The organism is Sphingobacterium sp. MYb388 (genome assembly GCF_037479535.1).
Lineage (GTDB): Bacteria > Bacteroidota > Bacteroidia > Sphingobacteriales > Sphingobacteriaceae > Sphingobacterium > Sphingobacterium anhuiense.
The window spans coordinates 186,719-213,517 of sequence record NZ_JBBGYV010000001.1; the positions used below are offsets into that span (position 1 = coordinate 186,719).

26 protein-coding genes, 6 tRNA genes and 1 riboswitch are annotated in these 26,799 nt (G+C 37.2%); of the genes, 8 read left to right on the top strand and 24 right to left on the bottom strand.

Features of this window, described 5'->3' with window-relative positions; all coding sequences use genetic code 11:
• Positions 1-21 precede the first annotated feature (21 nt).
• From WH188_RS00820 to WH188_RS00830, 3 genes are read left to right on the top strand one after another with little or no spacing between them, the layout of a single operon-like run.
• Positions 22-1,710, top strand: coding sequence for a GMC oxidoreductase (locus tag WH188_RS00820; RefSeq protein WP_132771916.1), 1,689 nt, complete (start codon positions 22-24; stop codon positions 1,708-1,710).
• Positions 1,711-1,729: 19 nt separating this feature from the next.
• The gene (locus tag WH188_RS00825) at positions 1,730-3,160 is read left to right on the top strand and encodes a Gfo/Idh/MocA family protein (protein ID WP_168128081.1); all 1,431 of its coding nucleotides are present in this window, start codon (positions 1,730-1,732) and stop codon (positions 3,158-3,160) included.
• Positions 3,161-3,179: 19 nt separating this feature from the next.
• The gene (locus WH188_RS00830) at positions 3,180-3,812 is read left to right on the top strand and encodes a gluconate 2-dehydrogenase subunit 3 family protein (RefSeq protein ID WP_021189842.1); all 633 of its coding nucleotides are present in this window, start codon (positions 3,180-3,182) and stop codon (positions 3,810-3,812) included.
• A 51-nt stretch (positions 3,813-3,863) separates the two neighbouring features.
• Here WH188_RS00830 and WH188_RS00835 read toward each other — a convergent pair whose 3' ends face one another.
• Positions 3,864-4,589: an acyl-[acyl-carrier-protein] thioesterase gene (locus WH188_RS00835; RefSeq protein WP_339423059.1), complete on the bottom strand. Its 726-nt coding sequence runs from the start codon at positions 4,587-4,589 to the stop codon at positions 3,864-3,866.
• Between the two features lie 205 nt (positions 4,590-4,794).
• Here WH188_RS00835 and WH188_RS00840 point away from each other — a divergent pair, with 205 nt between their 5' ends.
• Positions 4,795-5,061 carry a hypothetical protein gene (locus tag WH188_RS00840; protein ID WP_021189844.1) on the top strand — a complete coding sequence of 89 codons (267 nt, stop codon included), beginning with the start codon at positions 4,795-4,797 and terminating at the stop codon, positions 5,059-5,061.
• A 40-nt stretch (positions 5,062-5,101) separates the two neighbouring features.
• Here the strand turns inward: WH188_RS00840 and WH188_RS00845 are convergent, their stop codons facing one another.
• The 22 genes from WH188_RS00845 to WH188_RS00950 form a co-directional block, all read right to left on the bottom strand.
• Positions 5,102-6,151, bottom strand: coding sequence for an endonuclease/exonuclease/phosphatase family protein (locus WH188_RS00845; protein ID WP_168128083.1), 1,050 nt, complete (start codon positions 6,149-6,151; stop codon positions 5,102-5,104).
• A gap of 192 nt (positions 6,152-6,343) precedes the next feature.
• On the bottom strand, positions 6,344-6,562 hold the full coding sequence (locus WH188_RS00850) for a hypothetical protein (protein WP_132771913.1): 219 nt from the start codon (positions 6,560-6,562) through the stop codon (positions 6,344-6,346).
• Between the two features lie 11 nt (positions 6,563-6,573).
• Entirely contained in the window at positions 6,574-8,853 is a 2,280-nt protein-coding gene (locus WH188_RS00855; protein ID WP_339423060.1) for a cation:proton antiporter, read from the bottom strand.
• A gap of 93 nt (positions 8,854-8,946) precedes the next feature.
• Positions 8,947-9,657 carry a LytR/AlgR family response regulator transcription factor gene (locus WH188_RS00860; protein ID WP_339423061.1) on the bottom strand — a complete coding sequence of 237 codons (711 nt, stop codon included), beginning with the start codon at positions 9,655-9,657 and terminating at the stop codon, positions 8,947-8,949.
• Positions 9,650-10,366: a sensor histidine kinase gene (locus WH188_RS00865; protein WP_168128086.1), complete on the bottom strand. Its 717-nt coding sequence runs from the start codon at positions 10,364-10,366 to the stop codon at positions 9,650-9,652. Before WH188_RS00865 ends, WH188_RS00860 begins: the two co-directional genes overlap by 8 nt.
• A gap of 135 nt (positions 10,367-10,501) precedes the next feature.
• Positions 10,502-10,586: transfer RNA gene (locus WH188_RS00870), tRNA-Leu, on the bottom strand.
• A gap of 14 nt (positions 10,587-10,600) precedes the next feature.
• Positions 10,601-10,676, bottom strand: a tRNA-Gly gene (locus WH188_RS00875).
• Between the two features lie 310 nt (positions 10,677-10,986).
• On the bottom strand, positions 10,987-12,231 hold the full coding sequence (gene fabF, locus WH188_RS00880) for a beta-ketoacyl-ACP synthase II (protein WP_168128197.1): 1,245 nt from the start codon (positions 12,229-12,231) through the stop codon (positions 10,987-10,989).
• Between the two features lie 3 nt (positions 12,232-12,234).
• Positions 12,235-12,792 (bottom strand): TetR/AcrR family transcriptional regulator, encoded by a 558-nt coding sequence (locus tag WH188_RS00885; RefSeq protein WP_168128087.1) that lies wholly within the window; start codon positions 12,790-12,792, stop codon positions 12,235-12,237.
• Positions 12,793-13,098: 306 nt separating this feature from the next.
• A tRNA-Leu gene (locus WH188_RS00890) sits at positions 13,099-13,183 on the bottom strand.
• Between the two features lie 13 nt (positions 13,184-13,196).
• Positions 13,197-13,272: transfer RNA gene (locus WH188_RS00895), tRNA-Gly, on the bottom strand.
• Positions 13,273-13,459: 187 nt separating this feature from the next.
• Positions 13,460-14,170, bottom strand: a complete 711-nt coding sequence (locus WH188_RS00900) for a HesA/MoeB/ThiF family protein (protein ID WP_168128088.1) — start codon at positions 14,168-14,170, stop codon at positions 13,460-13,462.
• 26 nt (positions 14,171-14,196) lie between these two features.
• Positions 14,197-15,318, bottom strand: coding sequence for a 2-iminoacetate synthase ThiH (gene thiH, locus WH188_RS00905; protein WP_168128089.1), 1,122 nt, complete (start codon positions 15,316-15,318; stop codon positions 14,197-14,199).
• Between the two features lie 9 nt (positions 15,319-15,327).
• Entirely contained in the window at positions 15,328-16,098 is a 771-nt protein-coding gene (locus WH188_RS00910; protein WP_168128090.1) for a thiazole synthase, read from the bottom strand.
• On the bottom strand, positions 16,086-16,736 hold the full coding sequence (gene thiE / locus WH188_RS00915) for a thiamine phosphate synthase (protein WP_339423062.1): 651 nt from the start codon (positions 16,734-16,736) through the stop codon (positions 16,086-16,088). The genes WH188_RS00910 and thiE overlap by 13 nt, the downstream gene beginning before the upstream one ends.
• A gap of 107 nt (positions 16,737-16,843) precedes the next feature.
• Positions 16,844-17,440 carry a thiamine phosphate synthase gene (locus WH188_RS00920; protein ID WP_168128092.1) on the bottom strand — a complete coding sequence of 199 codons (597 nt, stop codon included), beginning with the start codon at positions 17,438-17,440 and terminating at the stop codon, positions 16,844-16,846.
• Positions 17,437-19,251, bottom strand: a complete 1,815-nt coding sequence (thiC, locus tag WH188_RS00925; RefSeq protein ID WP_168128093.1) for a phosphomethylpyrimidine synthase ThiC — start codon at positions 19,249-19,251, stop codon at positions 17,437-17,439. The genes WH188_RS00920 and thiC overlap by 4 nt, the downstream gene beginning before the upstream one ends.
• Before the next feature lie 27 nt (positions 19,252-19,278).
• Positions 19,279-19,527 (bottom strand): sulfur carrier protein ThiS, encoded by a 249-nt coding sequence (thiS, locus tag WH188_RS00930; protein WP_206368657.1) that lies wholly within the window; start codon positions 19,525-19,527, stop codon positions 19,279-19,281.
• 21 nt (positions 19,528-19,548) lie between these two features.
• A riboswitch (TPP riboswitch) is annotated at positions 19,549-19,646 on the bottom strand.
• A 186-nt stretch (positions 19,647-19,832) separates the two neighbouring features.
• Positions 19,833-20,411 (bottom strand): GDP-mannose pyrophosphatase NudK, encoded by a 579-nt coding sequence (nudK, locus tag WH188_RS00935; RefSeq protein ID WP_168128094.1) that lies wholly within the window; start codon positions 20,409-20,411, stop codon positions 19,833-19,835.
• Between the two features lie 471 nt (positions 20,412-20,882).
• Positions 20,883-20,967 (bottom strand) — tRNA-Leu (locus WH188_RS00940).
• A gap of 14 nt (positions 20,968-20,981) precedes the next feature.
• Positions 20,982-21,057 (bottom strand) — tRNA-Gly (locus WH188_RS00945).
• A 99-nt stretch (positions 21,058-21,156) separates the two neighbouring features.
• Positions 21,157-21,645, bottom strand: coding sequence for a regulatory protein RecX (locus tag WH188_RS00950; protein ID WP_132771896.1), 489 nt, complete (start codon positions 21,643-21,645; stop codon positions 21,157-21,159).
• 73 nt (positions 21,646-21,718) lie between these two features.
• Here WH188_RS00950 and WH188_RS00955 point away from each other — a divergent pair, with 73 nt between their 5' ends.
• The 4 genes from WH188_RS00955 (at position 21,719) to WH188_RS00970 (ending at position 25,907) form a co-directional block, all read left to right on the top strand.
• Positions 21,719-24,160, top strand: a complete 2,442-nt coding sequence (locus WH188_RS00955) for a bifunctional UDP-N-acetylmuramoyl-tripeptide:D-alanyl-D-alanine ligase/alanine racemase (protein ID WP_168128095.1) — start codon at positions 21,719-21,721, stop codon at positions 24,158-24,160.
• A gap of 48 nt (positions 24,161-24,208) precedes the next feature.
• A complete protein-coding gene (locus WH188_RS00960; protein ID WP_132771894.1) occupies positions 24,209-24,805 on the top strand; it encodes a DUF502 domain-containing protein in 597 nt (198 codons plus the stop codon).
• 98 nt (positions 24,806-24,903) lie between these two features.
• Positions 24,904-25,266 (top strand): iron chaperone, encoded by a 363-nt coding sequence (locus tag WH188_RS00965; RefSeq protein WP_168128096.1) that lies wholly within the window; start codon positions 24,904-24,906, stop codon positions 25,264-25,266.
• Between the two features lie 29 nt (positions 25,267-25,295).
• A complete protein-coding gene (locus WH188_RS00970) occupies positions 25,296-25,907 on the top strand; it encodes a hypothetical protein (RefSeq protein ID WP_168128097.1) in 612 nt (203 codons plus the stop codon).
• Here WH188_RS00970 and WH188_RS00975 read toward each other — a convergent pair.
• A complete protein-coding gene (locus WH188_RS00975; RefSeq protein ID WP_132771891.1) occupies positions 25,904-26,680 on the bottom strand; it encodes a Cof-type HAD-IIB family hydrolase in 777 nt (258 codons plus the stop codon). The two genes, WH188_RS00970 and WH188_RS00975, sit on opposite strands and share 4 nt — an antisense overlap.
• Positions 26,681-26,799 lie beyond the last annotated feature (119 nt).

The following is a 26,799-nucleotide window of genomic DNA, read 5'->3' on the forward strand; positions in this document are numbered from 1 at the left end:
AAAACTAAACAATAAAATAAAATGGCTGAAAATAACACTTATGATGCTATTGTCATTGGTTCAGGAATCAGTGGTGGATGGGCAGCAAAAGAATTAACAGAAAAGGGTTTAAAAACTCTTATGTTAGAACGTGGTCGTAATATCGAGCACGTAAAAGATTATCCGTCGCCGAATAAGAATCCTTGGGATTTCCCACATGCCGGAGGACGTACGCAAGAGATGATCAAAGAACGTCCAGTTTTGAGCAGGGATTATCCGTTAAATGAAAAAAACTTAGATTATTGGGTAAATGAACAAGAAAGTCCCTATACCGAAACTAAACGTTTTGACTGGTATAGAGGTTATCACGTAGGTGGTCGTTCATTGATGTGGGGAAGACAATCTTACCGACTTGGCGATTTAGATTTTGAAGCAAATTTAAAAGATGGACACGGTGTAGATTGGCCGATCCGTTATAAAGATATTGCTCCTTGGTACAGCTATGCAGAGAAATTTGCTGGTATCAGCGGTAACCGTGATGGTTTGGATGTATTGCCGGATGGTGATTTTATGCCTGCTATGGCGATGAATATCGTGGAAAAGGATCTTGCAGCACGTTTGAAAAAAGAATACGGTGGTAACCGCCATTTTATTATGGGAAGAACAGCAAACATTACTGTTCCTCATCATAACCGTATCAACTGTCAATATCAAAACCAATGTTGGTTAGGTTGTAATTTTGGTGCTTATTTTAGTACACAATCGGCAACATTACCAGCAGCAGTAGCAACTGGCAATTTGACATTACGTCCATTCTCAATTGTTACGAAAATCATTTATGATAAAAATACCAAGAAAGCAAAAGGTGTTGAAATTGTAGATGCGGAAACAAATCAAACGTATGAGTTTTTTGCTAAAGTGATCTTCGTTAATGCATCTGCATTTAACTCAACTTGGGTACTGATGAACTCAGCTACAGATGTTTGGGAAGGTGGACTTGGAAGTAGCAGTGGAGAATTGGGACATAACGTAATGGATCACCATTTCCGTTGTGGAGCAGGAGGTAATGTAGAAGGATATTTAGATAGCTATGTATTTGGTCGTAGACCAACAGGATTATATGTGCCACGTTTTGTTAACGTTGCTGGAGATGACAAGAAACGTGATTATGTTCGTGGTTTTGGTTATCAAGGAGCTGCAGGCCGTGGTCGCTGGTCTGGAGAGGTCGCGGAGATGAGTGTAGGTGGCGCATGGAAAGATGCTCTTACCGAAGCTGGTGATTGGAACGTAGGTTTTACTGCTTTCGGTGAGATTTTACCATACCATGAAAACAAAATTAGCTTAGACAAAACTAAAAAAGATAAATGGGGTCTTCCTGTATTATCAATGGACGTTGAAATCAAGGATAATGAGTTAAAGATGCGTGGTGATATGCAAAATGAGATGAAAGAGATGTTGGAGAAAATTGGTGTTAAGGACACATATACTTATGATAACGTGTATGGTTTTGGTCAAGGTATCCATGAAATGGGAACTGCTCGTATGGGTAGAGATCCTAAAACATCTGTTTTAAATGGTAACAACCAGGTTTGGGATGCGCTTAACGTTTTTGTAACTGATGGTGCAGCGATGACTTCTGCAGGCTGTGTCAATCCTTCATTAACGTATATGGCATTAACAGCTAGAGCGGTTGATTTTGCTGTAAGTGAGTTGAAAAAAGGTAATCTTTAATCAGTTATAAATCTAAATTATGGAAAAGAATAATTCATCAAGAAGAGACTTTCTGAAAAAAGCTGCCTTATTTGGCGCTGGAGTGACTATACTGCCCCGCCATGTATTGGGTGGAGTAGGTTTTACAGCACCGAGTGATATGTTGAATGTTGCATCTGTAGGTGTCGGTGGTATGGGGGGATCAGACGTATCGCGATTTGCAGCAAGTGGAAAAGCAAATATTGCTTACCTATGTGATGTAGATACGCGTCGTGCGGCAGATTCTGTGAAAAAGTTTCCGAAGGCAAAATTTTATAAGGATTTCCGTGATATGCTCGATAAAGAGCATAAACATATTGATGCAGTTTCAGTATCAACACCGGATCATCAGCATGCTATTGTAGCTTTGGCAGCAATGCAATTGGGTAAGCACGTTTATGTGCAAAAACCATTAGCTCATGATGTTTGGGAAGCACGTGTTTTGACACAAGCAGCCAAGAAATATAAAGTTGTGACGCAAATGGGTAATCAAGGAGCATCAGGTGATGGTGTGAGACAGATGCGCGAATGGGTTGACGCAGGGATGATTGGAGATCTGAAAGAGATCTTCTGTTGGACCGATCGCCCAGTATGGCCTCAAGGTATCCAATGGCCTACACAACAAGCTCCAGTTCCACAAGAATTGGATTGGGATCTTTGGTTAGGTACTGCTCCAAAAAAAGATTATGTTGAAAAATTGATTCCTTTCAACTGGAGAGGATGGTGGGATTATGGAACAGGTGCATTAGGTGATATGGGATGCCATAACATGGAAGCGCCTTTTAGTATCTATGGTCTTCAATATGTGAAAGATGTACAGGCAACTGTTGGATCTGTATATGTTGACGAATTTAAAAGAGGATATTTCCCAGAAAGCTGTCCGCCGTCAAGCTATGCCGTAATGACATTCCCGAAAACGGATAAAACAGCAGGAGATGTTAAGCTACATTGGATGGATGGTGGAATTCAACCACCAAGACCAGATGAACTAGGTCCTAATGAGGCTTTTGGCGACGGTGGAAATGGTATTTTATTTATCGGTACGAAAGGTAAAATATTGGCCGATACTTACGCTGCAAATCCGAGATTATTGCCTACAACTGCTTCTTATACGACTCCAAAACAAAAGTATGCACGTGTTAAAGGTGGTGCCGATGGTCACTGGGCACAATGGGTAGAAGGTTGTATTGCTGGTTATGGTAATATGCAGATGTCTTCTCCTTTTGAAATTGCTGGACCATTGACAGAAGCTTTACTGATGGCAAACTTGGCTATCCGTGGATCAGATTTGAAAGTTGATAATAAATATCCAGGAAGAAACTTACGCTTATTATGGGATAATAATAATATGCGTGTGACGAATTTTGATGAAGTAAACCAGTTCGTGAAGCGTAACTACCGTCCAGGCTGGGAAGTTAATTATACAATTTAAGTATTAAAAGAGATTGATTATGAATAGAAGAGAAGCAATTCAACGTGTCGCAATGTTGATGGGAGGCGTGGTCATTGGTTCAAGCCTTTTTCTTGAAGGTTGTTCACGCTCTGCTACTAAACAGGTAGAAGTTTTATTCGAACCTAAGACAACCGATTTATTGGGAGACTTAGCCGAAGCAATATTACCGAAAACCTCTACTCCTGGAGCTAAAGAAGCAGGCGTGGGAAGCTTTATCCCAGTGATGGTAAGAGATTGTTATACCGATGAACAACAAACTGTTTTCATGGATGGAATTAACAACCTAGATAAAAAAGCACAAGAGTTAATGAAGAAAAATTTCTTAGATCTTTCTGCTGAAGAACGTACAAGTTTTGTAAACTTACTAGACAAAGAAGCTGGTGAGTTTAATAAAAAACAAGATGAGGCGACAAAAGAAGAACGTGAGAAAAATGCTGTAAAACAAAATGAATTATATAGAGAAGTGGAAAACAAACCACCTCATTGGTTTACCATGTTTAAGCAGTTGACCTTAACAGGATACTTTAATTCGGAACTGGGATTAACTAAAGCATTGCGCTATGTGAAGATTCCAGGAAAATTCGATGGAAATTACCCTTATAAAAAAGGTGATAAAGCTTTTGCAGGTTAATTCAAAAAGATAAAGAAGAAAAGGGGGTAGTTCAAGCGAAGTACTCCCTTTTTATTTAGTTTCGATTTCTAAGGCGAATGAAACACGTTCTTGCTTTGTGACTGTCATGAAATAGCCCTTATCTGTTGAGTTACCACTAATTTCTACAAGGTCATTATAGCGGAGTTCTCGTAGGTAATTCATTTCTATGGATACAATTTGATTTGTTAGCACTAATTCCATCGGTAATCTATCCATACACCAATCTAAATATTTGACATTATTAGCATGATTGACAATATCCAGATCCGATATTTTAACCGTATAGTTTTCGATTGGTTTTACGGTCTGTGCTAGATTTAGTTTTGAAAAAGGCTTTTGCGTACTGTGACGCTCTGGAAATGTTTTAAAATCGCCAAGTGCTATTGCCAGTTCCTCAGGACCTCTTTTTACAGTATTAATAACCGCCCAATAACTTGTAGCAGTCACATAAAGTTGGTTATTGACATACACCTCAAAATTACGGGTTGATTTAGCCCCTTCTAAGTGCTGAATCCAGGTTTTTATGGTCACTATATCCATCCATTTTGGCAAGCGGTTTATTTCAAACCGGATACGGCTTAACACCCAGGTCTGATTATTTTTGGCCATTTCCCTAAAACCAAAACCTGCAATAGTCGCATGTTCACCAGCTGTGAGCTGCAGTAAATTGGAAAGATCAGAATAACGGATTCTGGCATTTGAATAGCATTGTGTAAAATTGATTTCCCAGTTTTTTTCAAATGTTGAATTGTCCATTTTTGATAAATTTCAACAAATTTAGGCATTATTATGCTGTAGCATAAGTCATTTTGTAAAATAAATGTTAAAATCGAAATAGTATTGGTATTTTATCGAGGATTCCTTACATTTAAATAAGGTTAAGTATATGTTATAACAATTAGGAGCGTTATAAATGAAATGTCTTACTTAATCAAAGTGTCAATTATAAATTATTAGTAGTATGATCGGAGAATTGATAGAAAAAGAACAAATCTCTTCATTCAAAATAGTGGCGGCGAATGAAGATAAAAGTCAAACATTTTTAGAAACTTTAAAAGGAGCTTTGCGATTGGGGAATGAATTTAAGTCGAAGACTACAATAGCCTTTCAAACAGAAGTAGGTCCTAAAAGAATAGAAACAACAGTTTGGTCGTTAACGGATAAGTATCTCCAAATAAAAAGCGGTGTATTGATTCCTCTGAGATCAATTTTAGCAATAGAATATTAAACAAAAATAATTACTCAAAAAAAAGAAAAGTGCTGTTATATCAGCACTTTTCTTTTTTTTCCTCAGCTAATTCCCGATCTTCCTGATCTAAATCTAATGTGTTGTCTTCTTGTTCTGCATCCGCGGATTTTTCGTATTGTAATACGGTCAGAATTGGGAAGTGATCTGAATCAAAATTATTCAGTCTTTTCATTTTCTTTAATTTAAAGTCTGTACTACAGAAAATATGATCTAAAGGAAAGCGCATAAAAAAATGATGGGCGTGAAAAGTATTCAGAAAGAAACGGCCTCTTCTCGGATCAAGTAATTGACTTGTCTTTAAAAATAATTCAGTGGTGTAGCTCCAGGCGACGTCATTCAGATCACCGCAAACTATCACAGGTATTTTTGATGCTAAAGCTTTATCTGCAATCAGAAGGAGTTCCTTATCACGTTCTGTTGACCTTGGGTTTTCACCTGGTACAGGAGGAGTCGGATGTACCGCATATAACTGAATGACCTGCCCATTTCGTAAAATTACTTTTGTATGAATGGAAGGGATATCATCCTCCACAAGAAATTTGACTTCACTTTCCTTCAATTCCAATTTAGAGTACAGCAACATACCATAAGTGTTATCTATCGGTTTCTCTACACGATAGGGGTAGGTATCTGTGGCCTCCTTAAGCTGTTCCATCCATTCATGGCTGGTTTCCAGTAGCAGTACCAGGTCAGCATCAGTCTTTTTAATTTCCGCAATGCAGCCTTTGTAATTGGTATTATCTTCAAACACATTTGATATCATAATACTGATGGTTTGATCGGGTATTTCCTGTTTTACTCTTAAAATCTGCTTTTTCCCAAGAGGAGTAAAGGGAATAATCTGTTTTAATAGGTATAATATAGTCCCTGAAAGTAAGGTTACATAGATATAGAAGGTTAGCGTTTTGTTAGAGAATATTAAAAGGAGCGCCAGTGACAGGGCTGTTAATACAAGCTTTTGTAGTCTTGGATACTCAAAAATTCGGAATGTCCAATAATCATTCCTTATTAATGGAATAAAACTTATAATGATTAGGATGGAAGAAAAAATATATAGAGCTGTGTGCATATGTAATCTATTTGTGCGATAAAAATAGAAAAATAATCAAGAAAAGATGATTCGGGCACAATAAAATGAGAATTGGAAGATAGTAGAAGCAGGCTATAAGGGCATCATGTATGGGGAATCGTTAAAAATGCATACACCATTATGTAAACTTTCTGCCGGAGTTTACATAATGGTGTAACAATGGATCATCTATTATTCTTCGTATAAGCGCTCAACGGCAAAACCATTTTGTTTCAGACGTAGTGCTATTTCAAACGCTTGAATATTTAGAGCTTCCAATTTTAATATTAATCCGTTGCTGAATCTGTTAATATTAATGGTGATGATGTTGGGAATCTTCTTTAAAGTTTCCTCTAATTGATGAATTTTGTCTTCATTAATTAGCATGGTTTCAAAAATGTATTTTTCCATAACAATAAATATTAAGGTTTTAAAATCAATGTACTCGGTAATTTTTTCGTCCATTGCTCTTTCTCAAAAGAAATCTGTTTCCAAGCAATGAAACTTATCAGTATAATATCGAATGAAGAATAATCAATATCTTTAGTCTTGGGTTCCTCTATAATATTGATTTGATTAGGTGCCGCATAATCTAACGAACGAATCGCCTCTTTAAGCTCTACAGAGGTTTTAATGACCTCATCTTCGTCTAAGAAACTTATTTTTACATCGTTGTTCTGTACAAGTTTGTGCACATATATTAATAAGAAACTATCACTAAGTGTTTTGATAGGAACCAATATGTTTTTCACCTCTTCAGGAAGACCCCTATCGACTAAAATTCCACAAGGAATATGAACAGCTTTTAAAAGCGCTGTCGTTTTATCTTCAAATCCGCTATGATTAAATAGACTTTCTTTACCTGTTAATGAACCTAACAATCTTTCCGGATTAACGACTTTACTTGTAAACCCGATGATACTTCCTAAAACAGATCCTTCATAGACAGATTGACCAATACCTGTCAACAGTAAGTCGAAATCTTCTTCATTGGCCATTTTTGCAATATCGTCGTTGATATTGTCGGTACCTCTAAAAATACCAGTGTACGGTTGCTCTATTTTTTCACTTTCATCATTTAATACTGAAAAATTATCTCTTTCGTATTCGATCGAATTATAAGTATTGAGTTCATTCCCGATCGAAAGATGTAATGCCGTTACCGTACTATTTTCTTTTGATTTTTTAATCAGCATATTGGCAATACGAAGCAAAATTTTTCCAGAATTTGGATTGCCAAATGAAATCAGAATATTGTATTTATTTTTCTTTGAAATGAGATCGCCATTATTTTCGATTTCAGGCTTAAAAAATTTATTAATTAAATCTAATGCAGGCCCCGTCATAAATGTTGTGATCAAAGCCATAAGAACCAGTATTGCGAACATTTCATCAGTAAGGACTCCTAAATCATAACCTATGTTTAGAGCGACTAGTTCCATCAAACCTCTAGTATTCATCAAAGCTCCTATGGTAAGGCTACTGTGCCAGTTTTGCCCCACAAATCTTGCTGATAAAGCACTTCCAATAAATTTACCCACTACAGCAATTGTAACCACCCAGAAACAGGTTTGCCAATGTTCGGCTTCATTGAGTAGTCCAATCTGTGTTCTAAGGCCTGTAAAGACAAAAAATAGCGGTAAAAGAAGTACTTGTGCTACATCTTCCACTTTTTCAATAAAGATACTTCGAAAACTTGTGTTGGTTGGCATGATTACACCAGCCATAAAAGCTCCAAATAGAGCGTGGATTCCGATAACTTCAGTGGTCCATGAAGAAATCAGCAATGTCAGAAAAAAGATGCCTACGATCGATTTACCTAACCGTTCTTTAGTGGAGTGAAGGTCACCTATACGTTGGAGAAATGGTTTTACGAACCGGACCATCAATAAGACATAGCCGGCCGCGAAAGCGATCGTGTAAACTGCACTTACTACAGATCCTGCTTTTACAACCGCAATAACAGCTGCCAAAAGACACCAAGCAGTGATATCATCTGCCGCTGCGCAGGTGATGGCAATCGAACCTAGTCGTGTTTTGCTCATACCCCTTTCTTGTACGATCCTTGCTAAAACAGGAAATGCAGTAATACTCATGGATATTCCAATAAAGAGCGCATATGATAAAAATGAAATACCTTCAGGTGCTGTTGTCTGGAAGATCACATAGGCGAGCCCCATTCCTAGAAGAAAAGGAAAGATAATGCTTACATGACTGATAACTATGGCATCCTGAGCTTTGTTTTTTAATATTTTCAAATCTAGCTCCATGCCGACGACAAACATAAATAGCACTAAACCTATTTGACTCAATACTCCCAGATTTCCCAAAGAACTGACTGGAAATAAAAATATGGAAATTTCTGTAAAGTAATTCCCTAGTAAGGAGGGGCCTAGTGCTATACCCGCTACGATTTCTCCAATAACAGAGGGTTGACCAATTTTTCTGAATAATATACCAAAGATTCGCGCTACAAATATGATTGTTATGATCTGCAACATGAGTATTGCTAGCGGGTAGGAAAGATTTTCATGCAAATGATCTAAGAAATGTGACCACGCTGAGTGGAGAGGGACATCTGCAGTTGTATGTGGTTGATTTTCAAATTGGGAGCCCTGATGGATAATAAAATAGCCTAAAGCTATCCCAATAATTAAAATGGCTAGATAAAAAAAGGTGGAGCGGTACTTACTTTTAAACATATTTCGTCGGATTGTAAAGAGCAAGTATAATAGCTAAAGTTTTTTCTACAAAACGAATTCGTGTTTTTTGTACCAAACCAGAAAAAAAATGTACTAAACATTTAAGCTGTTTACAAAATGATCTTTGTAGGGTGCCGATAAGGTAAGTTGTATCAGGTCAGGCATATCTTTTATTTTACACGTGACATACTGTGCTGTGTAAGACGAGACCACAGCTAATGCAACAACATTTCGTCTGTTGATCCTACAGAATTTTCCAGAAGGTAGGATCGCCAAAATTTCATCTAAACTGATGTTTTTCGCAAGAATATTTTGACCGTCTTTCATATAAATGTATTTATCCCGCCTATCATGATCGGCCACCTCAATATAGGCAATTTGATCTATTATTATCCTTGTTTTTCCTTGATTACTGTTTAACTCTATAACCTCTAAACCTGTTTCCTTTGTTGAGCTAAGCCACTTCATGGCTTTATCGAAAGCAGTCTGTAATCGATCAGCCTGATAAGGTTTTCGTACATAATCCACAGCATTGAGATCAAATGCATCAGCAGCATATTCCTTATGAGCTGTTGAAAAGATAATCGCTTTGTCAGAAAGTATCCGGGCAACCTCTAGTCCGTTCATATCTGGCATATGAATATCTAGAATACAGGTGTTAAAATCAAGACTGTCAATCTGTGCTAAAAACTTTTGGGGATTATTGAAACTTTTCACGATTTCTACGTCCTTAAAATTTTCACATAAAGCTTGAATGTAACTTAGTGAAGGAAGTTCATCATCCAATAAAATACATTTAATCATTTTGATAAAGTTTTATTTTTACGGTTACCGTGTATATATTTTCTTTTTGCTCAGTATTCAAGCTGTACTCAGTACCGTAAATATTTTTCAACCGTTTCGAAAAAGTTTTATTGCCCAATCCACCTAAGCTTGAGTCTATTTTTTGTTTTTGCATGACCCGATTAGAAACGGTGAGGTGAAAATAATCGTCGATAACCTCAAACACCACAGAGATAAAGCTGTTTTCATTTTGAACATCAGCATGTTTGAAAGCATTTTCAATTGGGTTGATGGTCATAAATGGAGCAATAAGCATTTCTCCAGCTTCGGCACTAATTTTTTTTCGTATATGTAGATCAAATAAGGGACTTATTTTAAGTTTATTGATCTCAATTAGATTTTGCGCAAAAGCGATCTCATCTTTTAGCTTTACGAACGTGCCATCTGTTTCATAAAGAATATAGTCCAGTACATTGGATAATTTATCAAGTGCATGATAACTTTGATAGGCATGAGACTGAATAGCGTTTAATGCATTTTTTAGTAAGTGTGGGTCCAACTTATAATAATTCGTTTCATCAGGAAGAGAAATGCTATTTAAATCTCGATTCTGTCGAATTAATAGTTTATTTTGACGTTTTAAAATACGAACCTTCCAAAAGAGGAAGACCGCTAATAAAACAAGAATAAAGAACACAAGAAATAATAAACTATAATAAAAAGTAGACATACTGACTTTGTTTTACTTCGAATATAGCAATTTTCTGTACAGACATGGCTTTTTTTGTTTTATGAAGAGGAGACAATTTGATATGTTCAGTTGCATAGAAAACAAGAAAGCTCATCTTTTGGATGAGCTTTCTTGTACCTAGGGCGGGAATCGAACCCGCACTTCCTTAACGGAAACAGGATTTTAAGTCCTGCGTGTCTACCAGTTCCACCACCTAGGCAGGTGATATTAATGTGGAGCGAAAAACGAGATTCGAACTCGCGACCCCAACCTTGGCAAGGTTGTGCTCTACCAGCTGAGCTATTTTCGCATTGCTAACAGTTAACAAGTTGTTTTCTGTTTTGGTGATGCAAATATACGGCGATTTTTATAAAATCAAAATTTGAAACCATCATTTTTTTAATATTTAATGTAATGACCTCAAATATTGGCTCTTATTTTTTAGATTGAAATGAATAATAGAAAAATACATTGATCTGAAACTGGAGTATAGATGTTTTTTCAAAATTTCGCACCTATTATACGATGCACTATTTGTACATGTTTCAAGTAAAATGACAGCCTTCCAAAGCCGTCATTTTAAAATGTTCATTTATAAATCTTCTACAAGTAGCCGAGATCTAGTGCTCTATTTTTTTGAAAATGGAACAAGCGATATGACCACCAAAACCAAAAGTATTACTCATGGCTATGTCTACTTTTTTATGCTTTGCTTTTCCGAGAGTTAAATCCAATTTATCAGCAAATTCAGGTTCTATTTCTTTAGAGTTTATCGTAGGCGGAACAATATCTTCTTGAACCGCCTTAATACAAGCAATAGCTTCGATAGCTCCAGCAGCTCCCAGTAAGTGCCCTGTCATTGATTTTGTAGCGCTAATAGATACCTCGTTGTTAAAACCAAACATTCTTCCCATAGCTTTCAGTTCACTTTGATCGCCCATAGGAGTAGAAGTTGCGTGCGCATTGACATAGTCTATATCTTTTGCAGCGATATTCGCATCCTCCAAAGCAAGTTTCATTCCCAGAAATGCCCCGTCTCCTTCAGGATGTGTGCCCGTAATATGATAAGCATCCGCCGCTAAACTTCCTCCAATTATTTCCGCAATAATCGGGGCATTTCTTTTAATCGCACTTTCATAGCTTTCCAATACAATAGCCCCAGCTCCTTCTCCTAATACAAAACCGTTGCGATGAATATCAAAAGGGCGGGAGGCACCCAAATAATCCTCATTACTTGTTGATAAAGCTTTAGATGCATTAAATCCACCGATGGAACTTTCGGTTATAGACGCTTCAGAACCTCCGGTAATAATCATATCCGCTTTCCCCCAGCGGATATAATTAAAGGCATCAACAATCGCAGTATTACTTGCAGAACAGGCAGAGGCGGTCGTATAATTTACTCCTCTAAGTCCATATTTAATGGAGATAACACCTGAAGCAATGTTCAAAATACGCTTAGAAATAAAGAACGGACTGAAGCGTGGTATTCCATTTCCTTGCTTAAACTCCGCTATTTGTTGCTCAAATGTTGAAACCCCACCATCTCCAGAAGCCCAGATAACACCTATCCGATCTTTGTCCAGTAGATTGAAATCAATCTCAGCGTGGTGAATAGCCTCATGAACGCTAGCTAATGCATATTGCGTAAAAAGATCTAATTTTCGTAATTCTGATTTTTCCATGAATTGTAAAGGATCAAAATCTCTTACTTCACATGCGAATTTTGTTTTAAAGTTTGTCGCATCAAATTTAGTAATCATTTTTGCGCCACTTTGACCCAAAATCAGTGCATTCCAAAATTTATCTACGGTATTTCCTAAAGGCGTAATCGCTCCAATACCTGTTATAACAACTCTTTTCATCATTTAATCGTTTTTAATTAAATCTTCTTTAATAATTTTTTGTATGAGAGTGAAATCTTCATCACCGGTCAGTCTAGTAATCTGTACACTTGCAATCATCGTGGAAATTAGTAAGACGGCTTTTGTTCTAGGCTCACCTTTAAAATGAAAAGTACCCTGTTCTTGACCATATTTAAGCCATTCAATTACCCAGTTTAAAACCTGTTCGGAAAAAATCTTTAGATGTTCAATAATACCTATATCTAAAGTATTGTAATCAGTGGATAGAGAGCCAACGATACATATTTTATTGTCATTTTTAATATTCCTGTATATAGAGAGGAACTTGTCTAGTTTTTGTAGTGGAGATTTATCTTCAAAATCCTTTTTCATTTTGTGAAAGTTTTCAATATGATAATCTATAACTGCAATTCCCAAATCTATTTTTTGTGGAAAATGATAATGAATAGAAGCTTTTTTTATTCCAACGGCATTAGATATATCAAAAAAGCTAAAGGCATTGTAACCCTTATCCCGAATCAGGCTATCAGCAACTTGTATGATTTGTTCTTTTGTTGACATCAATTATTTTTTTGTAAATATACAAACCTACCAGTTGGTAGGCAAGAGTTGCTGATATTTATTTGAGATCAGTGGTGTAGTTGGATTTTTCCGCATGATCAGGCCTACCTGATTATGCAAGAACTTTTTTGAAGTGAGCGGATGTATTATCGCTGGGGTTATTGTATTTTGAAATACATGATGATCAGGATTTAAAATCTGAAATTTAAGTTTTAAGGGATATCTTGGTCAATTACATGTAAAGGGAGGAAACTCGAAATATTTAAAATAAACAAGAAAAGCTCATCTTTTGGATGAGCTTTCTTGTACCTAGGGCGGGAATCGAACCCGCACTTCCTTAACGGAAACAGGATTTTAAGTCCTGCGTGTCTACCAGTTCCACCACCTAGGCAGGTGATTTAATGTGGAGCGAAAAACGAGATTCGAACTCGCGACCCCAACCTTGGCAAGGTTGTGCTCTACCAGCTGAGCTATTTTCGCTTTTGATACTGCAAATATAGGGAGATTATAGATACTACAAAATGTTTTTTTACAGCTAAAGCGTAATTCCCTCAAATGAAGCGAGATAATTTTCATCCCGCTTCAAAATACGATGTGTTTAAATTTGAATTCACCACCTTGCTACGTATGTAGCGTAATTAATTCAATCTTTCATAGCAGTCAAAACTTAAAATGAGAGGGTAGTGAATCTCCAGTGGTAAGTATCAACTAGCGTCAGTTTGTCCAAATCAACAGGTAGATCCGTTATAATTTTCAATACCTGCATGGCCATCATACTTCCGATGATTCCAGGCAGAGGGCCTAATACCCCATATTGATCACAGTTAGGAACATCTTCCGGATGAGGAGGCTCTGGAAATAAATCACGCAATTGTTTACTGCCCATGTAATTGAAAACAGCCATTTGACCTTTGAAAGCAAGAATACTTCCATACACCAAAACTTTGTTGGAACGTACGCAAGCATCGTTGATCAGGTAACGTGTAGTAAAGTTATCAGAACCATCTACAACAATGTCATATCCTGCCAGGGTAACATCAACATTCTCAGAAGTGATTTTTGTCGCAATGCTATCGACTTGGATGGATGAATTGAGTTCGCGGATATATACTGCCGCACTTTTTACTTTTTGTAGATGTACACTTTTTTCATTGTGTATAATTTGTCTGTTGAGATTATGAATTTCTACATGATCAAAATCAACAATCCCTAAATGACCTACTCCAGCAGCAGCGAGATATTGAAGAACAGGCGAACCTAGTCCACCTGCTCCAATTACGAGGACTTTTGCTGCCATAATTTTCTGTTGCCCTTCAACACCAATTTCATTAATGAAAACTTGGCGGGAGTATCGATCAAAAGCACTGTGCTGTTGCATAAATACAGTAATTTAAATTAGAATTATTATTGGCTACCAGAGTAGCTTTTGTCCCAGTCTTTCATAATGGGATCGTATCCAGCCTTTCTGATGATACCTTGGATAGTTTCCATACTGCGCTCATCACTGATCTCAAATTGTTCAAGCGACTGTGGATCGACCACATAGCCACCTGGATTTGTCTTCGAAGCGGCACTCATGGTCGTAACACCGATAGGAATGATATGGTCTCTAAATTTCTCGCGTTCACGGGTTGATATGGATATTTCTAAATTTTCATTCCATAAACGATAAGCGCAGATCAATTGCAGTAAATCACGATCTTCCATAATAAAATTCGGTGTGGATACACCTTCAGCAGGACGTAATCGAGGAAATGAAACTGAATATTTTGTACGCCAATAATGCTTCTCTAGATAATCAATATGTAACGCATTGAAAAAGCTATCGACACGCCAGTCTTCTAGACCTAAAAGAACACCAAGACCAATTTTATGAATTCCTGCTTCACCAATACGGTCTGGTGTATCCAGCCGATACTCAAAATTTGACTTTTTGCCTTTTGGATGATATGTTTTATAAACCTCTTGATGATAGGTTTCCTGATAGACAAGCACAGTATTAACACCTTCTTCCTGCAGAATACGGTATTCTTCTAAAAGCAGAGGTTGTACTTCAATGGATATCTGCGCGAAGTGGGGCTTCAGCAATGCAATCGCATTTTTAAAGTAATTGATCTCAACTGTTTTATTGGCTTCTCCGCTTACCAATAATACATGACTGATACCCATAGATTTTAGCGCCATGGCTTCTAACAGTAATTCTGTATTCGAAAGTGTTTTGCGCTTGATCTTATTGTCCATACTAAAACCGCAATAGGTGCAGATATTCTGACATTCATTGCTTAGATATAAAGGAGCATATAACTGGATTGTCTTACCAAATCGACGTTGTGTGATCTGTTGCGTTAATTGGGCCATTTCTTCTATTTCAGTAATCGCCGCAGGAGAAAGGAAGGTTAGAAAATCAGTTAAATTTCTTTTTTCTTTACGGAGACTTCTTCTAACATCCTCAACTGTGGTGTTATATATTTTTTCCTTGATTTCCTGCCAGCTGTATAGTGTAAATAGTTCCTGAAAAGTTTGCATAAAACGTTCTTAATCGATTAAAAATGAAGTTAGCGGACTAGAAGCGATAGCACGATTTTCTGATATACCTAATCCTGCCTGATAAGCTTTGCGACCTGCTATTACAGCTTCTTTAAATGCCTCCGCCATCTGTATCGGATATTTTGCGGATGCAATAGCTGTATTGACTAAAACAGCATCAGCACCGATTTCCATTGCCTTTGCGGCATCGGAAGGAGCACCAATTCCAGCATCGATAATAACAGGAACTTGGCTCTGAGCGATGATCATTTCTAAAAAGTCCAATGTACGAAGTCCTTTATTACTACCTATGGGTGCAGCTAACGGCATTACTGCCGACGTTCCAGCTTCTTCTAGTCTTTTACAGAGCACTGGATCTGCATGCATATAAGGGAGCACAATAAAACCGAGTTTTGCAAGTTGCTCCGTAGCCAACAATGTTTCGATCGGATCGGGCATCAGGTAACGTGAATCTGGATGAATTTCGAGTTTTACCCAGTTCGTTTCCAGGGCTTCACGAGCAAGTTGTGCGGCCAAGACTGCTTCTTTTGCATTACGTGCTCCAGAGGTATTGGGGAGTAAATTTACGCCAGTGATTTGTAAAGACTCGAGAAATGTGTCTGAGGAAGACTGATGGTCCAAACGCTTTAAAGCCATCGTGACCAATTCAGAACCCGATGCGACGATAGATTCCTTCATTTGTTGCAGACTTCCGAACTTTCCTGTTCCTAAGAATAGTCTCGATTGAAATATCTGATCTGCTATTTTTAATGTATCCATTGCAGTTTATTTTTAAGTTCTTGAATGTAGTGAGGGTGTACGGTGATCAAACTTGACAGTGCTATCCCATAAATGCCAATATCTTGTAGGGGAACGATATCATCAAGTGTTATACCGCCAATAGCGTAAATCGGCGGATAGTTTTGACCGTTGTTTTTTAAATGATAAACGATGTCTTGATATCCTGTTAAGCCTAATATTGGACTTAAATTGTTTTTAGTTGCGGTGAACCGTAAAGGGCCAAGACCGATGTAATCGCAGTTTTCTGTGATGCGTTGCTGTACGTCAGAAATATTATTTGCTGTACCACCAATTATTTTGTGCGGTCCTAATACATGTCGGGCCTCTTGTATGTCAGTATCTGTTAATCCCAGATGAACTCCGGCAGCATCAATGGTTTTGGCTATGTGCAGATAATCATTGATAATAAGAGTAGCACTATGTTGCAAGCAATGCTGTTTAATACGACGTGCTAATGCGAGCACTTCATCTTCAGTGCCTTGTTTCCAGCGTAGCTGAATCCAATCTGCACCCGCTTGTAGTGCATTATTAATGTTAGTCTCCTGTTCAATAGCCGTATCTCCCTGCGAGATATACTGTATCTTACTGAACGTGATATTTTTGGGGTATGCTGTCATTACTGTTTCAATTTTTTTGCTATCGCATTTTTCTGCTCAGTATAATCCGGTTTGGGTATTTCCTTCTAATCATTTGTAAAGGAATGAAGTACCTTTAACAACTATTGTTACAGGCAATATGCATGATCTTTCATAAGACAATTTTTAAAACTTATTAAAGGTTGTTCATTCTTCCAGATTTCTCCTAATAGCGCTACACCATCGACGCCGGCATCATATACAAGGCCTAGGTTTTCGGAATGGATACCAGCAAGCCCAATTAATTGAACTTGCTGGTTATTCCGTAGCTTTAACTCGTTTTTTACGGTATGCTCCTTACCATGACCAGGTTTTGAAATACTTGAAAACATCGGACTAAACAGTGCGTATGACCATCGGTTATCCAGTTGATTAAAATCTGCAATGCTGTGCACAGATGTTGATCGGATTACGGTAGGACTATACTGATTTTGTTTTTTTGATTTTCGATCATATTCATTAAAATGTAACCGGTTTATGTTCAGCTTTTCGGCTAGATAATGATGGCTATGCAGGACAAGACGGTTTCGATATTGCGGAGCTATTCCATAAATAAATTGACACATATCATCATCTGAAAAGTTATATTTTCTGATATGTAACAGTTCCAATCCTGCATCCAGTATACTGTTGATGATCTGGAGTTCGTTATCAATATCATGCTCAGCTGTCAAGACGATGATCATAAGTACAATTCTTTACCTTGTTCGATAAACTCTTTTGACATATCGATCATGCCTTGTTCTGCAGAATCCCGGATTTCCTGTGTGATCTTCATCGAGCAGAATTTAGGGCCGCACATCGAACAGAAGTGAGCAACTTTGGCACCGTCTGCAGGTAAAGTTTCATCATGAAATTCTCGGGCTGTGTCAGGATCTAAGGAAAGGTTAAACTGATCTTCCCAACGGAACTCAAACCTCGCTTTACTTAGAGCATTGTCGCGGTATTGTGCACCAGGATGTCCTTTAGCCAAATCTGCCGCATGTGCAGCCAGTTTGTAGGTGATCACGCCATCCTTTACATCTTTTCGGTTAGGTAAACCGAGGTGTTCTTTTGGGGTAACATAACAAAGCATGGCACAGCCGAACCAGCCAATCATTGCCGCGCCAATTGCTGAGGTGATATGATCATAACCCGGAGCAATATCTGTTGTCAATGGGCCTAAAGTGTAAAATGGTGCTTCGTCACAAACCTCAAGCTGTTTGTCCATGTTTTCTTTGATCATGTGCATAGGTACATGACCTGGGCCTTCGATCATAACCTGTACATCATGTTTCCATGCTATTTTGGTCAACTCTCCCAAGGTTTCTAATTCAGCAAATTGTGCAGCATCGTTAGCATCAGCTATAGAACCTGGTCGAAGTCCATCCCCTAGGGAAAAAGCAACATCATATTCCTTCATGATCTGACAGATTTCTTCAAAATGCGTGTAAAGGAAGTTTTCTTTATGATGGAACAGACACCATTTTGCCATAATCGAGCCACCTCGGGAAACAATACCTGTTACACGTTGTGCTGTCAAATGGATATAACGTAAAAGTACTCCTGCATGGATGGTGAAATAAGAAACCCCTTGTTCGGCCTGTTCAATTAGTGTATCTCTGAATATTTCCCATGTCAGATCTTCTGCAACGCCTTTTACTTTTTCCAAAGCTTGATATATAGGAACTGTACCGATTGGCACAGGAGAATTACGGATGATCCATTCGCGTGTTTCATGAATATTTTTACCTGTTGAAAGATCCATAATTGTATCAGCACCCCATCGGCATGCCCAGACAGCTTTATCAACTTCTTCTTCAATGCTTGAGGTAACGGCACTATTACCAATATTAGCGTTGATCTTTACCAAAAAGTTGCGGCCGATGATCATCGGTTCGCTTTCTGGATGATTAATGTTGTTTGGAATAATTGCTCTTCCGGCGGCAATTTCTTCTCTTACAAATTCAGGGGTAATTAATTTCTTTGGAGTACGGGCACCAAAATTGTGACCGGTGTGCTGATGATCCATACCTTTAGTTGCTGCTTCGATTTGCTCAATACGCTGATTTTCGCGAATGGCTACATACTCCATCTCTGGAGTTATGATACCTTTTCTTGCATAGTGCAGTTGACTTACATTTTTACCTGCTAATGCTTTTTTAGGTCTATGACTGTATTCGAAACGGAGTTCATCCAGCTCCGAGTCTGCCAATCTTTCTTTTCCATAATCTGAACTGATTTGTGATAAAACTTGAACATCTTTTCTGTCCAATATCCAATTTTCACGAGTTCTAGGAAGACCTTTGCGGATATCAATCAGTGCTTGTTCATCCGTATACGGACCAGAAGTGTCATAAATAGTGACTGGAGGATTGATTTCTATTCCACCCTTGCTAAGTTTGGTCGGGCTTAATGTAATTTCACGCATGGCAACCTGAATAGGATAGAGCTGACCTGAAATATAGACTTTTTTTGAATTTGGAAATGGGGTCTGGGTAATGCTTTGTTCTAACATAATGGTATAGTAATAGGTATAAGAGATTTATCCGCCCTGTGTTGCAGCGATAATTAGAATTGAGTCCTGATGCTGTAGTTTGGTTGTTGCCCAAGCCGTTTTGGGTATAACCTGGTTATTAATAGCGACAGCAATGCCCTTGCTTTTTTCTGGGAATTCCAAAAGCATCAAACCTTCCAAAGAGGAGGGGGGCTGTTCAAAAAGACGTAATTGGTGATTAATTGTGAGTTCCATTCCTTTTAAAATTTTTAAATAAAAAACTTTAGGAATGGCCACAGTTGTGCCGGTATATGCACAATGAAGACATCTACTTTTCCCTACGCCAGTATGATCCGGATCAGGTTCTAAGGGTAAAATCTCAGCCTGCAAATTTGCAGACACCCCTAAAGTTTCCACTAAACTAGGTAAAAAATCTCAATAAACGAAAAGAGGTAGATTTATTTTAGTCTGTCCATCTTTTTGTGACAGAACCATATACTTTAAGAAGTGAAGTGTTTTATTGATGAGGCCTGCTGGTATAGCGAACAATGATTCTCCCTGCCAGAGGTGGAGTTATGGGCAGGGTGAATCAATGGAAAATACTATAAAATATGATGGAGTTTAATATATTGAAGCAGCATAATGGTTTTGGCATCTTTGATTTCGCCATTATCAACCATTTGCATCGCTTCTTTTATAGGCAATTCTAAAACTTCAATATTTTCTTCTTCCTGTTCTAGTCCACCACCTTCACTGACTTTCATTTCTTTAGCATATTCGGCTATAAAGAAATACAGAATTTCTGTGACAGATCCAGGGGACATATAAGCTTCAAATATTTTACGTACATCTGTAATTTTATAACCCGTTTCTTCTTCCGTTTCTCTTCTGATGCAATCCTCGGCATTATCTTTATCCAACAAACCTGCACAAGCTTCAATCATCATACCGCTCTCATTTCCATTGACAAATGTAGGTAGACGAAATTGACGGGTAAGAATAACTGTTTTCTGCTCTTTGTTGTACAGTAAAATGGTGGCGCCGTTTCCTCTGTCGTATGCTTCCCTGCTTTGACTCATAATGGTGCCGTCCTTTTTTAAATATTCGTAAGTGATCTTTCGCAAGACGTACCAATTGTCTGATAAGATCTTGGTTTCTGTGATTTTGATGTTATCTATCATGATTGAGGTATTTCAAATTCGCATTATTAATAATTATCATATGCATATTTTTCAGTTCTTTTATACTTTTTTTCTAAAATACGGTGGACTTTTAAAAGTAAGTTGTCGATGGCTAAAGGTATATAAATTTATAAACTCCTAAAATTGTTTATATGGGAAAAATCGATCGTGTTAAAGGAAGTTTTATTCAGTAGCGATTGCCTTTATGAGCTGATATAAAATGATGAAGATCATGTAGAGGACAGGTTAAAAAGTACTTGAGATCTTAAATACATTTTATTATGTATTTATAGAGGGTTTATAGAGATATACCTCTATGAACCCTTTAGTAAACCTCTATAATATCACTATTACCTATCTAGAAATATACAAGATGGAAACAATAAAATGCAATGGTAAATCTATTGATATCAATAAAAAAATCAAAGGTCTATAAACAAGAAAAGCTCATCTTTTGGATGAGCTTTCTTGTACCTAGGGCGGGAATCGAACCCGCACTTCCTTAACGGAAACAGGATTTTAAGTCCTGCGTGTCTACCAGTTCCACCACCTAGGCAGGTGATATTAATGTGGAGCGAAAAACGAGATTCGAACTCGCGACCCCAACCTTGGCAAGGTTGTGCTCTACCAGCTGAGCTATTTTCGCATTGCTAACAGTTAACAAGTTGTTTTCTGTTTTGGTGATGCAAATATAGAGCTAATAATTAAAAAAACAAATTTTAATATAAGCTTTATTGTCTTTTTTTTATAAGCCCTTTTCTTTCAGGAGAGAAGAAATGAGATCACTTTCGAAACCTCTTGATAAAGCATATTGAAATAACTTGTTTTTTAGAATATAGACATCTTTATCTTTCAATGATAGTTGCTTTTTATCTAAAAGATCATGGAGTTTATCTTCATACTCATCTAAATCAATTTTTGAAAATGCAATTTTGATTAAAGGGTCGGATACCCTTTTGAGTTTTAAGGACTGCTTAATCTTAATCTTTCCCCAACTTTTTATTCTAAGCTTACCTAGAGTATAGGCTATAGCAAAGCGTTCTTCATTTAGAAAATTGTCCGATATCAATTGTGAAATGATTTCCTCTACATCTTCTTGATGCAAGCCCCATTCGTATAATTTATCCCGGACTTCTTGTTGTGCCCGTTCTTGATAAGCACAATAACTGGCAGCCTTAAGCAATGCTTGCTTAGGTGTGTATATTTTTTTTCTCGTTTTCTCTTCGTCAAACATCTTTACAAATTTCAAAAATATATTGAACTTATTGAAAAATTGTGGAGCTTTGATTGAATAAATATTTTAAAAAATGTATACCATATCGGATATTTCAGAGATTGTTGTTCCTAAAAGATCAATTATTGTTCATCATAAATCTATCATTCAAAATCTGATTTATGATACACGTAAGATCGTAAATGCTGAAACAGGATTATTCTTTGCCTTGATCAATCGTCGTGATGGACATGAGTTTATCATGGATGCCTATAGTAAAGGGATTAGAAATTTTGTGTTACAAAATGACTTTCAGCAAGAACTGATATTGCCAGATGCTAATGTTTTATGGGTCGCAGATACTTTTTTAGCATTACAGGCAGTAGCAGAAACTCAGCGCATGAAATTTAAATCTCCTGTATTGGGTATTACAGGGAGCAACGGTAAGACTATCGTCAAAGAATGGTTGTTTCAACTGCTATCTCCAGAATATAAAATCTATCGCAGTCCTAAAAGCTATAATTCACAGCTGGGTGTTGCTTTATCACTATGGGAACTAAATGAACAATATAATTTCGCCATCATAGAAGCTGGAATAAGTGAGGTCGGTGAAATGGAGAAACTCCAAAAAATGATTAAACCTACGCATGGTGTATTAACCAATATTGGGGTAGCCCATAAAGAAGGGTTTCAATCGAAAGAGGAAAAAATTGCACAGAAACTGAAACTTTTTACAGATGCTGAGGTATTGGTCTATCCTAAAAAGTATCTTGAACAGATCTATATGCCTTCTCAGATTTACAAATTCGCCTGGGGAGAGGATGAATCGTGTCAATTAGAGGTTTATTCGCTTAAGAAGGAAGGTGATCAATCTACATTGGTAAGTTTATGTTTTTCCCGCCAGTTTTTTACGGTTAAAATTCCTTTTGTTGATCAAGCATCAATTGAGAATGCGATTTCATGTATTGCAGTGATGATTACTTTTGGTTATGATTTTAAAACTATAGCCGATCGTATTGCCACGTTGCAACCGATGGAGATGCGTCTTGAATTGAAAAAAGGAAAACATAATACTTCCATTATTGATGATTCATATAGTAATGATCTGGTAGCGCTACAGATTGCATTGGATTTTTTAAAGCAACAAAAGCAAAATTCTCGTAAGGTCCTAATCTTATCCGATATTCCTGGAGTACAGTTGCATGATGAGAAGAGTATCAGTAAACTAAAGCGTTTGGTCGCAGCTAGTGGATTAACTGATTTGATTTTTATCGGACCTATTTTGAGTCAGTTGGAAGCACAGTTTTCATTACCCACGGCCAGCTACTCGGATACAAAATCATTTATAGATGGTTTTAAGCATATTGATTATAGCAATTCAACGATCTTGATAAAGGGTGCACGTGATTATCATTTTGAACAGATCAGTAAACGATTGGTTGCTAAATCACATGATACGATATTAGAGATTAATTTAAATGCATTGGAACATAACCTCAATGTATATCGGGGTCTGTTGCCTGCAGGTGTTAAATTGATGGCTATGGTGAAAGCTTTTTCTTATGGAAGTGGAAGTTTTGAAATTGCTAATTTACTACAGTTTAATCATGTGGATTATTTGACGGTTGCTTTTGCTGATGAAGGTGTTGATCTGAGAAATGGAGGCATCACACTTCCAATAGTGGTAATGAGTCCTGATGAAAATGCCTTTGATGCTATTGTACATCATAAGTTGGAACCAGAGATCTATAGTTTTAGAGTTTTAAATTCATTTCTCCGCTATCTCTTACAGCAAGGACTAAAAGATTTTCCAGTCCATATTAAAGTTGATACCGGGATGCATCGTCTTGGTTTTATGCCAGAGGAAGTTGATGAACTGCTAGCGATATTGAAAAATCAGGATGCGATGAAAGTGCAGTCTGTTTTTTCACATTTAGCTTCGGCAGGAAATGCTGTTGATAATGATTTTACTGAGAGTCAGATTCATCTTTTAGATGTTTTCACTACAAAACTTAAGGAGGAATTAGGGTATTCTTTTATCAGACATATTGCTGCGACATCGGGTATTGATCTGTGGCCAAGTGCTTATTTCGATATGGTACGCTTAGGGATTGGTCTTTATGGAATTGATATGGATCGAGATGATCTGCCGGTGAGAGAAGTTAGTGTTCTGAAGACCAATGTTACCCAGATAAAAGAGCTTGCGGCTAATGAAACAGTAGGATACAATCGCGCTGGTATGTTGCAACGTGCGAGCAGAACCGCAACCATCAAGATCGGTTATGCAGACGGTTATGATCGAAGGTTCGGTAATGGAGTAGGTAAAATGTCGATCAACGGGCAACTGGTTTCTACCATTGGAAATATCTGTATGGATATGTGTATGTTGGATGTGACAGATATTAATGTTAATGAAGAAGACGAAGTCATTGTTTATCCTGATATCAAGGAAGCGGCATTGGCTATAGGAACCATCCCGTATGAATTGTTGGTCAATATCTCACAACGGGTGAAAAGAGTTTATTTTTACGAGTAATTCGAGGCTTATTTCGCATCTTTGTAGGGTCTTTTAGGTACAAGTAATATGTTATCAAAATTAATTAGAGCTTTTTTAAATTATCTTATCAAAGGAACTTTGGTCGTTGTTCCTTTAGCTGGTGCGGTTTTTTTAATTGTTTGGATTGTTGCTTCAGTCGATTCGGCGCTTAACCTTACAGGGTTATTCCTGGAGGATGAGACAGGACATCCTTTATATATTCCCGGAATTGGTATTTTAACAGTCATTTTATTTTTGGTTGTAGCAGGGATTGTTTTTACCAATTTTGTGACAGATCCAATTAAACACTGGCTGAATAATCAGATTAACCGTATTCCTTTGTTGAATACGCTATATTCATCCATTAAAGATTTTACTGAAGCCTTTGTAGGTGATGCCAAAAAATTTAATGTTCCTGTTCTAGTTAAAGTGAATGAAATAGGTGTTAGTAAAATTGGTTTTCTGACACAATCAGATCTATCAAAAATTAAGCTTACAGATGAAGTGGTGGTTTATTTTCCCTATTCATATTCATTTGCAGGTCAGGTGGTCGTTGTAAAATCATCCTTGGTAACCAAATTAGATATGTCTGCTACAGACGCGATGAAGCTCGTTGTTTCAGGTGGTGTCAGTGGTTTAGAATAAGATACAAATACATACGTTTATATAAAACAAAAGGGAATCATTGGTAAAATGGTTCCCTTTTGTTTACATTTATCTTGAACTTTAAATCATAATTAGTGATGAATGTTGAATTTAAAACAGTAGAAGAGTATATTGCTTCTTTTCCAAAAGAAGTGCAGGAGATCTTGTTGCAGGTCCGTAATACAATTCTGCAGCATGCTCCTCAAGCTACTGAAGGAACAGCTTATGGCATGCCAGCTTATAAATTAAAAGGAAAACCGCTTGTTTATTTCGGTGGTTATCAAAAGCATATCGGATTTTATGCAACGCCGACTGGTCATTCAAAATTTGAAATAGAACTTGCTTCTTATAAGCAAGGTAAAGGTTCGGTGCAGTTTCCGTTACGGGAGCCGATCCCATTTGAACTCATCGGAAGAATTGTTGAATTTAGGGTTTCAGAGACATTAGATAAGTTTAAATAGGTTATTAGGATTTTAAATTAAAGGTGGTGATGGATCGATTATGGAATCGTTTATGGAGCAGTAAAGTTCCTGAAAACTTACACGAACAATGGAAAGATAAGGCAAAACTTTCTTTTGTAAACAGTCAGTTTGATGTAGAACTTATACGAGGTTGCTTGGATAAAATTAAGGATGATCCAAAGAATACCTTATTTTTACAAGCTTTTCTAGCTCATCAGAATATTGCTTCGCAATTGGAAACTCAGAATAGTGCTGAAGCAGAAATTGATTTTATGGAAAGATATGTTTCTTTATTTAGTCAGATTTCTGCTGTAGACCTTTCCGTTGTTTGGACTAAAAAGATCGAATATCCCACTTTGTCTGTACCGAGGTTTATCTTATTGCCATTGGTTCAGAATGCTTTGTGGCAAGGATATCATGCAGCAGCAAAATATCCAATGAAAATCAAGATTTCAGTATTTGAAAAAATCATTTCATTGGATATTACAAATCATGTTAATCACCATATTGTAGATCAAAAAGTTAATGACTCTGTGGAGAATTATCAGGCTCGTCTACAGTATGAATTTGGTGATCAACATACACTTATTATGAATAGCAATGCACATACATTTCGCGCAAATCTAACTTTGAGGTTTTAGATGACCTCAAAATGAGCTAGAGCATTGTATATACCGTCATTGTCTACATCATCGGTAATATAGTCTGCAATAGCTTTTACCTCAGGATTGGCATTACCCATAGCAATTCCGTAGGCCGTATGTTTCAACATGGTGATATCGTTTCCACCGTCACCAAAAGACATGGTTTCCTTGATGTCGATATTAAAGTGTTTGATGAAAATATCGATACCAATTTGTTTGCTTTGACCTAAAGGATTCACATCTGCAAATAGCGGGGTCCAACGGCTGGCCACAGAATTAGGCATTACATTGTTCATGAATTCTTCCTGTTCCTCCGGTTGAATGAAGATATTGGTTTGAAGTACAGATCCCATATCAAAGTCTGCGTACGATCTTTGAGGCGGGACAGGTAAATTCAAGAGTGCATACATGGAAGCGATCTCTGGTGTTACTTGAAAAATGCTGATTTCTTCTTCAGACATCAGCGAGAAGCTTACTTCATTTTTTGCAGCATGGTCAATCAAAGATTGAATATCAGTGGCGTGAATACCTTTTCTGAAAAGTACATCACCCTCTTTCGTGATGCAATAGCCACCGTTGAATGTGATAAATCCGTCAAAGTCAAGGTATTTGATATGATCTAAACTATTGATAGACCTTCCCGTAGAAACAATTACTTTTATACCTTTTGATTTTAATTCTTGAATGGCTTTTTCGGTTGAAGCGGGTACTTTGTGGGTATCGAAACTAAGAAGAGTACCGTCGATGTCAAAAAAAACTGCTTTAATCATGCTACTTTAAAAATTTTTGTGATACAAAGGTAATCATTAGAAGATTGCTTTTTGCCCTTATGATGTCATAATGAAGACTAGTAGCGTCAGTATTATGCTACATTTCATCTGTCAAAAAT

Bases quoted from the DNA above. Each gene is read 5' to 3' on its own strand.
- WH188_RS00820 (WP_132771916.1), top strand. From the start codon at position 22: ATGGCTGAAAATAACACTTATGATGCTATTGTCATTGGTTCAGGAATC.
- WH188_RS00825 (WP_168128081.1), top strand. From the start codon at position 1,730: ATGGAAAAGAATAATTCATCAAGAAGAGACTTTCTGAAAAAAGCTGCC.
- WH188_RS00830 (WP_021189842.1), top strand. From the start codon at position 3,180: ATGAATAGAAGAGAAGCAATTCAACGTGTCGCAATGTTGATGGGAGGC.
- WH188_RS00835 (WP_339423059.1), bottom strand. From the start codon at position 4,589: ATGGACAATTCAACATTTGAAAAAAACTGGGAAATCAATTTTACACAA.
- WH188_RS00840 (WP_021189844.1), top strand. From the start codon at position 4,795: ATGATCGGAGAATTGATAGAAAAAGAACAAATCTCTTCATTCAAAATA.
- WH188_RS00845 (WP_168128083.1), bottom strand. From the start codon at position 6,151: ATGCACACAGCTCTATATATTTTTTCTTCCATCCTAATCATTATAAGT.
- WH188_RS00850 (WP_132771913.1), bottom strand. From the start codon at position 6,562: ATGGAAAAATACATTTTTGAAACCATGCTAATTAATGAAGACAAAATT.
- WH188_RS00855 (WP_339423060.1), bottom strand. From the start codon at position 8,853: ATGTTTAAAAGTAAGTACCGCTCCACCTTTTTTTATCTAGCCATTTTA.
- WH188_RS00860 (WP_339423061.1), bottom strand. From the start codon at position 9,657: ATGATTAAATGTATTTTATTGGATGATGAACTTCCTTCACTAAGTTAC.
- WH188_RS00865 (WP_168128086.1), bottom strand. From the start codon at position 10,366: ATGTCTACTTTTTATTATAGTTTATTATTTCTTGTGTTCTTTATTCTT.
- fabF (WP_168128197.1), bottom strand. From the start codon at position 12,231: ATGAAAAGAGTTGTTATAACAGGTATTGGAGCGATTACGCCTTTAGGA.
- WH188_RS00885 (WP_168128087.1), bottom strand. From the start codon at position 12,792: ATGTCAACAAAAGAACAAATCATACAAGTTGCTGATAGCCTGATTCGG.
- WH188_RS00900 (WP_168128088.1), bottom strand. From the start codon at position 14,170: ATGCAACAGCACAGTGCTTTTGATCGATACTCCCGCCAAGTTTTCATT.
- thiH (WP_168128089.1), bottom strand. From the start codon at position 15,318: ATGCAAACTTTTCAGGAACTATTTACACTATACAGCTGGCAGGAAATC.
- WH188_RS00910 (WP_168128090.1), bottom strand. From the start codon at position 16,098: ATGGATACATTAAAAATAGCAGATCAGATATTTCAATCGAGACTATTC.
- thiE (WP_339423062.1), bottom strand. From the start codon at position 16,736: ATGACAGCATACCCCAAAAATATCACGTTCAGTAAGATACAGTATATC.
- WH188_RS00920 (WP_168128092.1), bottom strand. From the start codon at position 17,440: ATGATCATCGTCTTGACAGCTGAGCATGATATTGATAACGAACTCCAG.
- thiC (WP_168128093.1), bottom strand. From the start codon at position 19,251: ATGTTAGAACAAAGCATTACCCAGACCCCATTTCCAAATTCAAAAAAA.
- nudK (WP_168128094.1), bottom strand. From the start codon at position 20,411: ATGATAGATAACATCAAAATCACAGAAACCAAGATCTTATCAGACAAT.
- WH188_RS00950 (WP_132771896.1), bottom strand. From the start codon at position 21,645: ATGTTTGACGAAGAGAAAACGAGAAAAAAAATATACACACCTAAGCAA.
- WH188_RS00955 (WP_168128095.1), top strand. From the start codon at position 21,719: ATGTATACCATATCGGATATTTCAGAGATTGTTGTTCCTAAAAGATCA.
- WH188_RS00960 (WP_132771894.1), top strand. From the start codon at position 24,209: ATGTTATCAAAATTAATTAGAGCTTTTTTAAATTATCTTATCAAAGGA.
- WH188_RS00965 (WP_168128096.1), top strand. From the start codon at position 24,904: ATGAATGTTGAATTTAAAACAGTAGAAGAGTATATTGCTTCTTTTCCA.
- WH188_RS00970 (WP_168128097.1), top strand. From the start codon at position 25,296: ATGGATCGATTATGGAATCGTTTATGGAGCAGTAAAGTTCCTGAAAAC.
- WH188_RS00975 (WP_132771891.1), bottom strand. From the start codon at position 26,680: ATGATTAAAGCAGTTTTTTTTGACATCGACGGTACTCTTCTTAGTTTC.